Here is a 13,460-nt window from a genome sequence, read left to right as displayed (position 1 = left end):
CATGAAAAGGGCAAAGAGCGGTGTGCCGCGGGCGACGGCGTACAGGAGCCGATCTACCCTCTCGGAATGAGAGCCTCACCGGAGAACACCGGGATCGCGCGGAACCCCACGACCCGGGGAGACTCCGGTGTCACCGGGAACGGGAAGGTCGAGATCGTCCCGGCCGGGCACGAGTACTGCGGCCCGCGCTGCTGGAGGGACGTCTGGAAGGCGCCGGTGCCCCAGGAGGGCGTTCGCTTCCGCATCCTGTTCGTCTGTACGGGCAACATCTGCCGCTCCCCGCTCGCCGAGCGGCTGACCCGCTCGGCGCTCGGGCCGTGCCCGGCGGTCCAGGTGATCAGCGCGGGCACACACGCCCAGCCCGGACTGGAGATGACCGGGCACGCCCGGCGGACGCTGGTCCGGCTCGGCGGGGACCCCGAGGGCTTCGGCTCCCGGCTCCTCGTCCCCGAGCTGGTGGCCGACGCGGACCTGATACTCACGGCCACCAGCCGGCATCGGGCGGAATCGGTGGCACTGCATCTCGCGGCGGCCACCCGGGCCTTCACCATCTCCGAGTTCGGCACGCTGACGCGGGCCGTGCCGCCCGGGAGAGTCACCCGGCATCGCGATCCCGCGCATCGGGCCCGCGCCCTGGTCGACGAGGCGCGGGCGCTGCGCGGGCTGGTGCGGGTGGACGAGCTCGACATCGCCGACCCCTACCGGGGTTCCCGGCTGGCCCACCGGGCGGCCGGGCGGAGCATCGCCGGCGCGCTCGCCGTCCCGCTCGGGTTGCTCACACACTCACAGGATGCTTGACCTCGGGCTTGGGCTCCTTGGCGTCGTAGCCGTAGCCGTAGCTGTACCCGAAGTACGTGTTGTCCTTGAGCGGGAAGAAGTTCAGGACGGTTCCCACCACGCGGGCGTTGACCGACGCCAGCAGCTCCGTGGCACGCGCCATGTGCTCCCGCCGGGTCTTGCCGTGACGGGTGACGAGGAGAACGCCGTCGCAGAGCGCGCCGAGCGTCGCGGCGTCGGTCACCGGCAGCAGCGGCGGCGCGTCGACGATCACCATGTCGTACGTCTCGGCCAGCTGGGCCAGTACCTCGCGCATCCCGCCGGAGCCGAGCAGCTCGCTCGGGTTCGGCGGGATCTGCCCGCTCGGCAGGACCGACATGCCCGGCTCGCCCCAGACCTGGATGACCTCCTTCAGCTGGGCCCTGCCGATCAGCACGTCCGTCAGGCCCGTCGTCCCCTCGATGCCGAGGTAGTTGGGAATGGTCGGGCGGCGCAGGTCGCCGTCCACCAGGACGACCCGCCATCCGGCCTGGGCCAGGGTTATCGCCAGGTTGGTCGAGACCGAGGACTTCCCCTCGCTCGGCAGGCAGCTGGTGACCACGAGCGACTTCGGCTGCCGGTCGACGCCGATGAACTGCAGGTTGGTGCGGAGCGTGCGGAACGCCTCGGACCTGGACGACCGGCCCTGGTTGCGCACGATCAGCGGATGGCGCCGCGCGTCCCGCTCGTAGCCGATGATGCCCAGGGTCGAGCTGCCCGACGCCTGCTGCAGTGCCTCCGTCGACTTGACGGTGGTGTCCAGGCGGTCGCGGACGACGATGACGGCCATGGCCAGGACCAGGGCGATCAACAGGGCCATCACCAGGTTGACCACCGGCCTGGGACTGACCGGTGCCTCGGGCGTCTCCGCCCGGTCCACCAGCGTGACCTTCACGACGGGTCGGCTGGAGGGGGTGGGCCGCTCGATCTGGTCGATGAGCTCGGTGAAGCGCTCGCCCAGGGCGTTGGCCAGGCCGGCGGCCCGGGAGGGGTCGGGATCGCCGACCGTGGCGCGCAGCAGCACGGTGCCGGGGACGGCCTCCGCGGTGATGTTCGCCTGCACGCGCTCCACGTCGTCCTCCCCGGTGATCTGGGCGACCACCCGCCGGCTGGAGAGAAGGGTCGCGTACGAGTGCACCCGCTGCGCCGACAGCATCCCCGCCTGGTAGGCGGTGGACAGGCTTCCCTCCCTGTCGTGGCCCGAGACCAGCATGGAGATCGTCGCGACGTACTTCGGCGGCGTGCCGGCCGTGACGGCGGCCGACGTGCCCACCGCCAGGACCAGCGCCAGGAGGATGAGCGGCCAGTTCCTGCGCGCGAGCCGCGTGTAGTAGAGGAGTTCCATGTCAGTGCCGCCTTTCGCGGATCTTCGGGAGGGGTGCGGGGGAGGGGGCCGGCGCGCGCCCGCTCACGCCTCGCAGCAGGCAGGTGAGGGCGACGGCGATCACGCAGGCCGCGGCCGTCGCGGCGAGCGGGGAGACCCGGCCCAGGGCCATCGCCAGGCAGAGGGCGCCGGAGATCGCCGCGATCGCGCCGAGCGCCGCCGCGACCGCGCGGGTTCCCAGGCCGGTCCGGCGCAGCCGGTGGGACAGGTGGTCGGTGCCGCCCTGCAACGGTGGGCGGCCCGCCAGCATGCGGGAGACGAAGACCACGCAGGTGTCGAGGGTCGCCAGGAAGGTCGGCAGGAACAGTCCGGCGACCGCCGCGTCCGGAGGGCGTCCGGCGGAGAGGACGGCCGCCGAGCAGGCCAGCGTGAATCCGATGAACAGCGACCCCGAGTCGCCCATGAACACCCTCGCGGGCGCCCAGTTGTACGGCAGGAAACCCAGGCACGCGCAGGTGAGCGCGCACAGGAGCAGCGCGAGCGCGATGTGGCCCCGCGCCAGGGCGGTGGCCGCCAGGAGGGCCGCGGTGACGGCGGTGACGGTTCCCAGCGCGCCGTCCATGTTGTCCAGCAGGTTGAAGGAGTTCGTCATCACGACGATCCACGCCACCGTGAGGACGCCGTCCAGCCACGTCCCGGTCATGGTCGCCTGGACACCGGAGAGCACCACCCCGATCGCCACCAAGGTCTCCACGGCCAGCCTGGTGACCGCGGGCAGCGGGGCGATGTCGTCGATCAGCCCGAGGACGGACACCGCGGCCGCGGCGAGGACGATCGCGGTGATCTGCAGGTCGGCGAGGCCGAGGGCGATCAAGGAGGGCACGACGGTGCCCGTCACGATCGCGATGCCGCCGATGTACGGGGTCGGGCGGGCGTGCACCTTGTGCCCGCCGGGGGTGTCGGTGAGGTTCCAGCGGATCGCCAGACGCCTCAGCGGTACGACGGTCGTGGCGCTGAGCGCGCAGGCCGCTCCCGAGACGAGGGCGACGGTCCCGCTCACGGGATGGACGCCGCCGGCTCCCCGGAGGCCTCCCTGATGATCTCGGTGAGGATCTCGTCGAGGCTCCGCCGCGGGACCCAGCCGGTGAGCGCGCTGAGCTTCGCGGTGTCGGGAACCCTGCGGGTCATGTCCTCGAACCCCTGCTCGTAGGCCTCGGAGTAGGGGATGAGGTCGATCCCGGAGGTGGACCCGGTGAACTCGACGATGAGCTTCGCCAGCTCCATGATGCTCACCTCGTCGCCGGAACCGATGTTGAAGGTCTCGCCGATCGCCGCGTCCTCGTCGAGCAGTTTGAGCAGCGCGTCGACGACGTCCGCGACGTGCGCGAAGCAGCGGGTCTGGGTCCCGTCGCCGAACACGGTCAGCGGGACGGCCGACAGTGCCTGCCGGACGAGGCTCGGGATGACCATGCCGTAGCTCGGGCTCTGCCGCGGGCCCACCGTGTTGAACAGCCGGACGATGATCGTCGGCAGGCCGCGCTCCTTGTGGTAGGCGTTGGCGAGGATCTCGTCGACGGCCTTCGCGGTGCTGTAGGCCCAGCGGACCACGGCGGGACTGCCGAGGATGCGGTCGGCGTCCTCGCGCAGCGCGCCCGAGGAGTTCTTGCCGTAGATCTCGCTCGTGCTCGTGATCAGGATCTTCTTCCGGTACCGGTGTGCGGCCTCGATGACGATCTCCGAACCCCGGATGTTGGTCGTCAGGGACCGCAGTGGCTGCTCGACGATCAGCTTGACGCCGACCGCGGCCGCCAGGTGGACGACGACGTCGCACCGGTGGACCAGCTCGTCGACCATGAGCTCGTCCAGGACCGAACCGTGCACGAAGCGCAGGTTCGGGTGCGGCCTGAGGTTCTCCAGGCGTCCCGTCGAGAGGTTGTCCAGGACGACGACGGAGTCGTCGCGGGCGAGCAGGGCGTCGGTCAGGTGCGAGCCGATGAATCCGCTGCCGCCCGTTATCAGATATTTGGTAGGTGGTGTCTTGCTCACGGGCTTCTCCTCATCATGTGCTTGGAGAGATCTCTGTCTTCGGCGGGAGACGGCTGCTCACGCCTGCACGCCGGCCACCTCGACGTTCGCGGCCTGCGTCCTCTCGAACCAGGCCACCGTCGTGCGGAGCCCGTCCTCCAGGGAGACGGGGCGCGCCCCGGGGAACAGCTCGCGCAGCAGGCGTGCGGAGGCCTGTGACTCCCGGACGTCGCCCCTGCGCGGCGGCAGGGAGACCGGCTCCACCACCCGGCCGAGGATCTCGGAGATGATCTCCATCAGGTCCCGCAGGGAGACACGGGTGCCGAAGGCCAGGTTCACCGGTTTCGTGCTCGTCACCCGGCGGGCGGCCGCGTCGGCGAGGATCCCGGTCACCGACTCCACGTAGGTGAAGTCCCGCGCCTGGCCGCCGTCGCCGTGCAGCGGAACCGGCTCGCCCCGCAGCGCCGCGGAGACGAACGCCGGGATCACCGCCGCGTACGCGTGCCCGGCGCTCTGCAGCGGGCCGTAGACGTTGAAGAAGCGGAACGGCAGGACCGGCAGGCCGTAACTGTGCGCGTAGGCCAGCGCGTAGGCCTCCGCGGCGAGCTTGCCGGCCCCGTACGGGCTGAGCGGCCTGGTGGGCAGGTCCTCGTGCTTGCGGGGTTCGGGACGGTCGCCGTACACCGAGGAGGAGGAGGCGAGGATCACGTGCGGCCCGCTCGCGCGGCACGCCTCCAGCACGTACAGGGTGCCGGTCGCGTTGACGGCGTGCGAGGCGAGCGGGTCGGCCAGCGACCGGGGCACCGACGGCCTGGCGGCGAGGTGGATCACGTGCGTGGCGCCGGCCACCAGGTCCGTCAGCAGGTCCCGGTCCAGGATGCTGCCGATCACGACGTCGGCCTCGACGCCGTCGAGGTTGGCGAGATCCCCGCTGCTCAGGTCGTCCAGCACCGTGATGTGTCCGACGTCGGGCCTGGCCGCCAGGGCCCGGCACATGTGCGCGCCGATGAACCCGGCACCGCCTGTCACCAGTACTCTCATCGACTGTTTTCCTCCGTAACGAGATGGCGGTTGGACGTCTCGCGCAGCGACCGGTAGAGGCGCTCCGTGTCCGAGACGAGGCGGTCCACGCTGAACGCGTAAGTGGTCCAGTCGCGGGCTGCCTCGCCCATCCGGCGGGCGAAGTCCGGGTCGGACAGCAGGCGGACGGTGTGCGCCGCCAGTTTGTCCGGGTCTGTCGTCGACAGCAGGCCGGTGTGCCCGTCCCGGACGACCTCGGAGACGCTCCCCACGCGTGTGGAGACGACAGGGGTGCCCGCCATTCCCGCCTCGATGAGCGTGAGGGGGGTGCCCTCGTTGTCGGAGGTCAGCAGGACCACGTCGGCGGCGGCGTAGACCGTCTCGACGTCCTTGCGCCACCCGAGCAGATGGAAGGAGTCGTGGATGGGCGCGATGTCCCGCTCGACCTGCTGCCCGAGCTCGCCGCCGCCGCACATGACGAAGTGGCATCCGGGGATCCGCCCGAGCACGGTACCGGCCACGGCGAGGAACCGGTCGGGCCGTTTCACCTGGGTGAGGCGGCCCACGTACGCCACGACGGGCGCGTCCTGCGGCAGGCCCAGCTCGGCGCGGGCCGCCTCGCGGCCGGGGACCGGCCCCAGGCCGACTCCGGGCGGGATCACCACGTACTGCCCGGGGCGGCCGATACCGGCCCTGAGCAGGTCGTCCCTGACCTGGAAGCCCACCGTCACCAGCCGATCCGACATCGAGGCCAGTAACCGTTCCGACTGGATGTAGAGCCGGCGCTTGGCCGGGGAGAAGTAGCCGTGCAGGAGGTGCCCGTGGAAGACGTGCACCTGGGTCGAGCCGATGCCGGCCAGCCGGGCGGCCACGCGGCCCAGGGCACCCGCCTTGGCCGTGCGGGTGTGCACGATGTGCGGGCGGAACGCCCGCATGGCGCTGATCAGCCAGAAGAGCGCGCGGTAGTCGTCGCCCGGCCGGATCGCCCGGCCGAGGCCCGGGACCCGGTGAACCCGCGTCTCCACGTCGCGCAGCCGGAGGTGATCACTCTCGTGATCGTCGACGTAGCCGGTGTAGAGGCGATGGTCGAACTCCTCCGGGTTCAGCCGCTCGCGCAGTCCTAGAACCTGGGTGGCCGGGCCGCCGACGTTCATCCGCGCGATGATCTCCATGACACGAATCCGGTTAGCCGGTTTCATTACGGGCTCCTCAGCGATGGCCTGGTCACGTCGGAGAAGGTAACCCGCTGCTTGATCCGTTTACCGGCACCGTCACGCCGGTAGCGAGATGTTTTCCCTTTTCCCTACCTGGATGTGATCTAAGTTGGTCGCCTGTTATAGGGCTCTTGCCCCGTCACGGAGCGTGCTGTGTGGAAGACGGATCGATGCCGCAGTCGAATGAGTCCTCCCTGCGGCATCCGTACTTCATCGGGCGCCGCCGATGATTCGCCGCGCCGAGGCGATCCAGACGCCCGCGCCGAGAACGGCCAGGGCCAGTGTCCCCCAGGCGAAGGAGAGAGAGGCTCCGCCGGCGCCCGGGACCACCCGGCAGGCGAGCAGGAGCGTGCCGAGCAGGAGGACGACCTCGGCCGAGAGATAGCCGAGCCGCCAGCCCGCCTGGCCGACGGCCAGGGCGAGGGCGTTGGACCAGCACACCAGTGCCTTCACACACGCCGCCGCGGTGAGCACCATGGCCACCGCCGCGAGGGCGGTGTACTCGGGCCCGTAGACGAGGCGGAGGGCGTCGTCGGTGAACGGCAGCGCGACGACGAGTGTCACCGTCCCTGTCACGGCGAGGACGCGGGTGGCACGCGCGATGTCCCGCCTGATGAGCGTCCCCTGCCCCCCCTCGGCGACGGCCTGGGCGAGCCGGGGGTACAGCATCGAGGCGACGGGCATGGTGAGGGCCCCGTAGAGACGCCCCGGAGCCGATGCGATCTTGATGATGGTCACGAGGGTGGGGCCGCCGAGGACCCCGGCGACCGTGAGGACCCCGGAGTCGGCCAGCTCGGCCACCGACGTCCCGCTGGAAGCCTTGACGGTGAAGGCGACCAGGCCGGCCGGGAGCGGGACTCGTCCCCGCGCCGGTCCCAGCTCGGTGAACAGCGCGCGGATGCCGAACACGGCGAAGACCACCGCGGTGATCAGCGCGCCCACCACCTGGCCGACCAGGTAGACGACGGGGCCGCCGGCGAGCAGTCCGCCGGACGACAGCCCGAAGGACAGGATCGCGCACCGCACGCGGAGCGATCCGTAGGCGCGCAGCCGGTCTACCAGCGCGAAGGCGGCGCCGGCGGTGCCGTGCGGGGCCATGGCTCCGCGCGCGGCGATCGCGAGAGCGAGCATGAGCGCGAGCTCGCCGGTGACCAGCCCCGCCGACCGGGCCGCCAGTACCGCCGCGAGACCGGCGCCCGTCGCAGCCAGGCCGATCGCCACGTCCCATCGGAACAGGCGCAGGAAGAGCGTGGAGCCCTGCCCGGTCCGCCGTTGCTCGAGGGGGACGAACCGCTGGGCGGCGTTCTCCAGGCGGGGGTCGCACAGCAAGAGGGAGACGGTCGCCACGGACTGCGCGAAGATGACCTGCCCGGCGCTCCCGGCCCCGGCCAGCCGAACCAGGACGATCACGCTGAGGGAGGAGACGATCGCCTCAACGAGGCCGGCGGCGGAGAGCGACGTGAACGTCCGCAGATGGCGCCCGCCGGGTCGGCGTATCCGGTGGACCACATGTCCGAGTACGTTGACCATGACCTACGGGCAGACCTCGTCGTAGAGTCTGTCGAACCAGCGTGCGGCCTCGCCGATGTCCACCAGCCCGGCGCTGTCCCGCGCGCCCTGCCGCAGACGTGCGTAGGTCTCGGGGCGCATCGCCCGCAGGATGCCCTCCGCGAGGGCTCCGGCGTCACCGGGTCTGGTGAGCAGGCCGTTGTGGTCGCTGCTGACCAGGTCGGGCACGCCCCCGACCGCGGTCGACACCACGGGAACGCCCGCGGCGAGGGCCTCCATGACGACGACGGGCAGCCCTTCGTACAGGGAGCTGAGCACGAGGAGGTCGGAGGAGGCGATGAGGCGACCGGCGCCGGGTACGTGCCCGAGCAGGCGCACGCGATCCAGGCAGAGGTCGCCGACGCGGCGGGCCACCTGCTCGTACGAGGGGCCGGACCCCGCGAGGAGGAACAGCGCGCGTGGCTCCCGGGCCAGGACGGTCGCCGCGGCCTCGATCAGTAGCCCGTGGTTCTTCTGCGGGTGGAAGTTGGCCACATGCACGATGAGGAAGGCGTCATGGGGAACGTTCCAGTCCCGCCTGGTCTGCTCCGAGAGGAGCGTCCAGCGGCGCTGTTCCGACACCTGGACGCCGTGGACACGGACGGCCAGGCCGCGGGAGCGGCGACCGGTGCGAGCGCGTGCCACCTCGGGGGAGACCGCCACCGTCCGGGTGTCCAGCCACCTCGTCGCTCGATCGAGCAGCGCGGTCGCCGGCCGGTAGCGCACGTTGTGCACGGTGGAGATCAGGACCGGGCGCGGCCTCCACAGCCGCGATATCGGCCGTAGCAGCGACGCGGGGAGCGGAGAGTGGACGTTGAGCACGTCGGGCCGCATCCGCCCGACCATCTGGGCGAGACGGGCCAGGCGGAGGGGAGCCGGGCAGGAGGTCAGGTCGACCACGTGGATGCCGGCCGACCGCAGCCGTCCGGCGAGCTGCTGGGTGGACGCCTTCAGGCACACGACGGTGTAGCGCTTGTCCTTCATGGGCGTGGCGAGCAGCCGCTCGACGAGCAGGACCTCCGCGCCGCCCACGTCCAGAGTCTTGATCACTTCGCAGATGTGTGGCTTCTTCACGACGCGGCCCGGGACGGACCTGGTGTTCCGGCGCCCGTGAACGCCCCGTACAACTCCTCGACGCGTGCGGCCACCAAGGGCCAGTCGAGGCCGGAGGCCGCCTGCCTCCCCCGTTCGGCCAGCTGGAGGGCGGCCGCCTCGTCGTCGAGCACCGAGCGCAGGTGGCACAGCAGCTCCACCGCCGATCCGGTACGGAAGGTCCGGTAGGCGCCGGGGTCCGTGATCGCCGGATCGAGCGAGGCGTCCGACGAGACGATGACGGGGGTGCCCAGGGCGAGGGCCTCCAGGGCGGCGGTGGGGATCCCCTCTCCGACGGTGCGGAGCCTGCGAGAGGAGAGGACGAAGGCCCGGGCGCGGCCGACCAGCGAGTAGACCTGGTCGGCGGGCGTGTGGCCGGCGAACTCGACTCCGGAGTCCGCCCCGGTGAGCCGCTCGAGCCGGGCGCGTTCCGTGCCGTCCCCGACGATGACCAGGCGCGCTCCGGGGTGGGTGACGCGCAGTTCACGGAAGGCCCGGATCGTCAGCGCGTGGTCCTTCACCCGCTCCAGCGAGCCGACGCTGACGATCAGCCCGGCCTCCGCGGGTCCCCGTCGCCGGAACCTGGCCAGGTGTCCGAGGTCCAGGCCGCTGGACATCGTGGTGATCTTTCTGGCGGGTACCCCGGCTGCGAGCAGGTCCTCCGCGGGCCGCCTGCCCAGCGCGATGAAACCGTCGACATACCGGAAGGCCAGCGGCATCATCAGCCGGTGGCGCGCCGTGAGGGCGCCGTGGACCGTGAGGACGACGGGGATCCCCAGCCGCCGTGCGGCGGGACCCAGCACGAGGGCCTCACGGTGGTCGCCGTGCAGATGCATGACGTCCATCCGCCCAGCCCGGGGGAGCGCATGTGCGCATTCGGTGGCGAACGCGAGCACGTCGGACTTCCTGGCGAGGGCCCGGCTGATGCGGGTCGGCGCCGGCGTCACCGTCCTTGCGCCGTCCGGGACCCGCCCCCACCGGTGGGCGACGTGCACTTCGTGGCCGCGGAGGATCTGCTCGCGGCTGAGGCGTTCGATGTGGCGTTCCTTCCCTCCGGGCTCGGGCGGCAGCCGGTAACCGATGCGCAGAATTCTCATGGCGGCCTCTCTCGCAGGAAGTCTCCCCGGCGGCGCGTTTCAACGAGGCGTCGGGACGCGCGTGGTCACTGAAAGACTCGACGGGCCCGTCTCAGGTGTGGGACGTCCTGCGGGTTTGGAAGGCCGAGATTCGTAAAGTGGCGTTCGCGCAGGAAAATCGTAAGAGCAGGACGGCCGATGGTCGCGCCATTCACCCTGCGTGCGGGAGTTTCAGCCATGAATCCCAACAAAGGGATAAAAGCTCTTAAAGGGGTTTAATTAGTATGTCGCATGCCGTATAGGTGCATGATGGGATGGCCTTCTCCGCAGCCGTATTTCTTTGCCCGGATTTGAGGGGTCGGGCGATGGTACACGCCGATGGGAGTCGCGGCCGATCATTACAGTCTGCGGGATGACAGAGACGGCCACGGTCGCTTCGGCCACGTGCCCGCCGCCCCGCCGAGCTCCCGGAGCACGTGATCTCTGCCCTGATCCCCACGTCCAGCACATCTGACAGATTCGTGAGTGATTTCCGGTGGAGTACCTTGTCGTTGCGGCCATCGCGCTGACACTTGTGCTGGTGGTTCATGCGAGCTTCGAAGCGGACGTGGAGTGGAAGGCACTGTGCGTGCTGGTTCCGGCCTTCGCCGCTCGGCTGGTCGTCCACGTTTTCGCGATGCGGTCCGGCGCGATGGCGTACGGCGGCGACAACCTCGCCTACGAGGCCAGAGCCCTGGAGGTCGTCGAGTACTGGCATCATTACGGATTCCAGTTCGTCACCTCGGAGCAGATTCCAGGCCTGTACTCCGCCGCGGTGCCGTGCAACCTCTTCGCGGTGTTCGTCTATCTCTGCGGCGGCCCGGCACCGCTGGCCTGTACGGCGGTGGTGAGCCTCGTCGCATGCGGGCTGCCCATCGTGATGTACAGGTTCGCGCTGCTCATCGGGGCCGACGAGCGATCGGCGTTCCGGCTCCTCGCCGTGACGGCGTTCATCCCGGCCTTCCTCCTTCACACGTCGGACATGTTCAAGGACGGTTTCAACGCCTTTCTCGCCGTCGCCTGCCTCGCCCTGGCGGCCTCGAACGTGCGCCGTTTCGACGTGCGGAAGCTGCTCCTGCTCGGCCCGCTGCTGTGGACGCTCTGGCATATCCGGCCCTACATGGTCTTCATGTGCGGGCTGCCGTTGATCCTCGGCGTCGTCAAGCTCAAGCGAGCGCTGTTCCTGTACGCCCTGGCCTTCCTGGTCACGATGCTGGCGTCCGGCATGATCTTCCCCGGGGTGACGCTGGAAGGTACGCCCATCACCGAGATGCAGGAGCAGCTGGAACGCGGCCAGTCGGAGAACTTCCGCAGGGCGAACGCCCAGGGGGGCTCAGGAGTGCTCTTCGAGGATGGCGGCAGCGCGTGGGGGGCGCTCCTGCCGAAACTGTTCTACACGGTGTTCTCCCCGTTTCCCTGGATGGAGGGGAGCTTCGTGCTGCAGCTGGCCAAGATCGAGACGCTGCTCTGGTACTACCTGCTGTACTGCGCGGTGCGCGGAGCCCGCCTGCTGTGGCGGCGCGACCCGCGGATGCTGCTGATCCTCCTGCTGTTCATCGTGCCGGGCACGATCGTCTACGCGACCACCATGTCCAACGTCGGTCTCATCTTCCGGCAGCGGATCCCGATCGTCATGGTCGTGAGTCTGCTGTCCGCGGTCGCGTGGAGCGGCGTCTCACCGGATCGCCGGCGGTCCGCGCCGGCTTCCCCCGCCCCCGCCACGGGCGTCCCCGTTTAGGGACGCCCGTGGCGGGCGAGGTCAGGCCGGGCCGCCGGGCAGCCGGTACAGGGTGTAGTCGCCGGAACGGAACCGCAGCTCGGCGAAGTCCCCGATGTCCCCGATGTCCCCGATGTCCCCGATCCTCGAATCCGGTGTTGTCCGGCTCTCGTCGGCGAAGAGCCAGCGCACCCCGTGACGCTCGTGCAGGCGCCGGACGGCGTCGGCGGTGGGCGCCTCGAAGACCAGGTCGTTCAGCCGGATCAGCTCGCCGTCCCAGAACGGGGAGTGCTGCGTCGGCAGGCCCGGATGCCAGCGGGCCATGTTCTTCGAGGTGTACGTCCACCCTTCGACAAGAACGCGCCGTTCGGTCAGCGCGGCCACCCAGAAGTGCCGGCTGTCGCACGGATTCTCCAGGCCCCAGCGGCAGTGCGCGTTCGTCGCGACCAGGTCGCCGGGGTCGGAGTGGTCGCGCAACCAGCGCCCGGCGGCGAGGGCGCCCTGCGGTACCGCCGCCGCGACCGACCCGCTCGGACCGCTCCTCTCGGCGCCGTGCACGACCGACAGAACGCGTGCGTGCAGGTCGGCGGGCAGGCCCACGGCGGCGAACGCGACGGTCACCAGGGACCAGGCGCGCAGGCGCCCTCTCGTGACGGACAGGACGACCGCCGCCACCAGAGCGGCGCCGAGGAGGACGGCGTACGGCAGGTAGAGGGCGGCGTCCCGGCGGCCCGCGCCCAGGGGGACCGTGACGCCGCAGAGGACAGGAATCAGGTAGGCGGCGCCCAGTCCCGCACCGGCCGCACACAGCGTCGCCCGGAGCGGCTCGCGCGCCCGCCGCACCAGGACGAGGATCCCGAAGGCCGTGATGGTCGCCAGGTAGGGGTAGGCGGCCCAGAGGAAGAAGAGCTGGCTGCGGCCAGGGTGACCCAGCAGGAGGGCCGCGCCCAGACCCGCCGCGCCCATGCCCAGCATGAGTACCACTGCGGACCGGGCGATCAGCCGGGGCCGGCCCAGCAGCCCGAGGATCCCGCACCAGGTGACGGTCCAGCACAGCAGGAACACCAAGACGACTCCCAGCGTCGCCGACGGCGCCGGATCGACCTGGCCGCCCAGTCCGGTCAGTTCCCGCCACGCCTCCCGCATGAGGGAGAAGGGGGCGAGGTCGAGCGCCTGCCTCGCACCACCGAACAGGACCAGCTGTGCGAAGAGGAGGCATGCCGTCGTCATCCCGAGCGCGATGAGCGTGGGCCCGGATGGCCTGCGCCGCCTGAACGTCTCAACCGTGGCCACCGCCAGCAGCCCCACGCCCAGCAGGGGAACGTACGTGGCCTTGGCCCCTGTCACCGCCATCAAGAAGATCCCCAGCAGGAGCCACCGGCCGACGGTCGACCGCCGGCGCTCCAGAAGGTCGACGAGGAGGAGGACGACGGGGGCGAACAGCAGGGCCCCGAACGTCTGGGTGGGGCTCGACCACATGAGGTCGGGGACGCCTCCCCAGGTGAACGCCCCGTTCGCGCCGAGGTAGAGGCTCGGCGCCGCGACGAAGACCGTACCGCCGACGGCCAGGAGGGCGCCCGCCCACGAGC

Annotated in this window: 11 protein-coding genes; 2 read left to right on the top strand and 9 right to left on the bottom strand. The window is 70.8% G+C overall.

Annotation, left to right across the window (positions count from 1 at the left end; genetic code table 11):
- Positions 1-66: 66 nt before the first annotated feature.
- Positions 67-798, top strand: a complete 732-nt coding sequence (locus tag ACVCAG_RS19100; protein WP_440084656.1) for an arsenate reductase/protein-tyrosine-phosphatase family protein — start codon at positions 67-69, stop codon at positions 796-798.
- Here ACVCAG_RS19100 and ACVCAG_RS19095 read toward each other — a convergent pair.
- From ACVCAG_RS19095 to ACVCAG_RS19060, 8 genes are all read right to left on the bottom strand, one after another.
- On the bottom strand, positions 776-2,161 hold the full coding sequence (locus ACVCAG_RS19095; RefSeq protein ID WP_440084655.1) for a polysaccharide biosynthesis tyrosine autokinase: 1,386 nt from the start codon (positions 2,159-2,161) through the stop codon (positions 776-778). The genes ACVCAG_RS19100 and ACVCAG_RS19095 overlap by 23 nt on opposite strands.
- A 1-nt stretch (position 2,162) precedes the next feature.
- Positions 2,163-3,200, bottom strand: coding sequence for an MraY family glycosyltransferase (locus ACVCAG_RS19090; protein WP_440084654.1), 1,038 nt, complete (start codon positions 3,198-3,200; stop codon positions 2,163-2,165).
- Positions 3,197-4,186: an NAD-dependent epimerase/dehydratase family protein gene (locus ACVCAG_RS19085; protein WP_440084653.1), complete on the bottom strand. Its 990-nt coding sequence runs from the start codon at positions 4,184-4,186 to the stop codon at positions 3,197-3,199. Before ACVCAG_RS19085 ends, ACVCAG_RS19090 begins: the two co-directional genes overlap by 4 nt.
- Before the next feature lie 57 nt (positions 4,187-4,243).
- The gene (locus ACVCAG_RS19080) at positions 4,244-5,206 is read right to left on the bottom strand and encodes an NAD-dependent epimerase/dehydratase family protein (protein ID WP_440084652.1); all 963 of its coding nucleotides are present in this window, start codon (positions 5,204-5,206) and stop codon (positions 4,244-4,246) included.
- Positions 5,203-6,384 (bottom strand): glycosyltransferase, encoded by a 1,182-nt coding sequence (locus tag ACVCAG_RS19075; RefSeq protein WP_440084651.1) that lies wholly within the window; start codon positions 6,382-6,384, stop codon positions 5,203-5,205. The genes ACVCAG_RS19080 and ACVCAG_RS19075 overlap by 4 nt, the downstream gene beginning before the upstream one ends.
- A 225-nt stretch (positions 6,385-6,609) precedes the next feature.
- Complete coding sequence (locus ACVCAG_RS19070; RefSeq protein ID WP_440084650.1) at positions 6,610-7,929, bottom strand: hypothetical protein; 1,320 nt, start codon at positions 7,927-7,929, stop codon at positions 6,610-6,612.
- 3 nt (positions 7,930-7,932) lie between these two features.
- Entirely contained in the window at positions 7,933-8,997 is a 1,065-nt protein-coding gene (locus tag ACVCAG_RS19065; RefSeq protein ID WP_440084649.1) for a glycosyltransferase, read from the bottom strand.
- A 20-nt stretch (positions 8,998-9,017) separates the two neighbouring features.
- Positions 9,018-10,136: a glycosyltransferase gene (locus ACVCAG_RS19060; protein WP_440084648.1), complete on the bottom strand. Its 1,119-nt coding sequence runs from the start codon at positions 10,134-10,136 to the stop codon at positions 9,018-9,020.
- Between the two features lie 559 nt (positions 10,137-10,695).
- Between ACVCAG_RS19060 and ACVCAG_RS19055 the strand changes: the two genes are divergently transcribed.
- The gene (locus ACVCAG_RS19055) at positions 10,696-11,892 is read left to right on the top strand and encodes a hypothetical protein (RefSeq protein ID WP_440084647.1); all 1,197 of its coding nucleotides are present in this window, start codon (positions 10,696-10,698) and stop codon (positions 11,890-11,892) included.
- A gap of 21 nt (positions 11,893-11,913) precedes the next feature.
- Here the strand turns inward: ACVCAG_RS19055 and ACVCAG_RS19050 are convergent.
- Positions 11,914-13,460 (bottom strand): hypothetical protein (locus tag ACVCAG_RS19050; protein WP_440084646.1); only part of this gene is annotated, 1,547 nt, incomplete at its 5' end.

The sequence above is a fragment of the Streptosporangium sp. G12 genome (genome assembly GCF_052983175.1).
The sequence above is the reverse complement of the archived record's forward strand: the minus strand, read 5'-3'. Positions and strand labels throughout refer to the sequence as shown.

What these genes read in the sequence shown, in the direction of transcription:
- ACVCAG_RS19095 (WP_440084655.1), bottom strand. Translation starts at nt 2,161, where the DNA reads ATGGAACTCCTCTACTACACGCGGCTCGCGCGCAGGAACTGGCCGCTC.
- ACVCAG_RS19100 (WP_440084656.1), top strand. Translation starts at nt 67, where the DNA reads ATGAGAGCCTCACCGGAGAACACCGGGATCGCGCGGAACCCCACGACC.
- ACVCAG_RS19060 (WP_440084648.1), bottom strand. Translation starts at nt 10,136, where the DNA reads ATGAGAATTCTGCGCATCGGTTACCGGCTGCCGCCCGAGCCCGGAGGG.
- ACVCAG_RS19080 (WP_440084652.1), bottom strand. Translation starts at nt 5,206, where the DNA reads ATGAGAGTACTGGTGACAGGCGGTGCCGGGTTCATCGGCGCGCACATG.
- ACVCAG_RS19075 (WP_440084651.1), bottom strand. Translation starts at nt 6,384, where the DNA reads ATGAAACCGGCTAACCGGATTCGTGTCATGGAGATCATCGCGCGGATG.
- ACVCAG_RS19070 (WP_440084650.1), bottom strand. Translation starts at nt 7,929, where the DNA reads ATGGTCAACGTACTCGGACATGTGGTCCACCGGATACGCCGACCCGGC.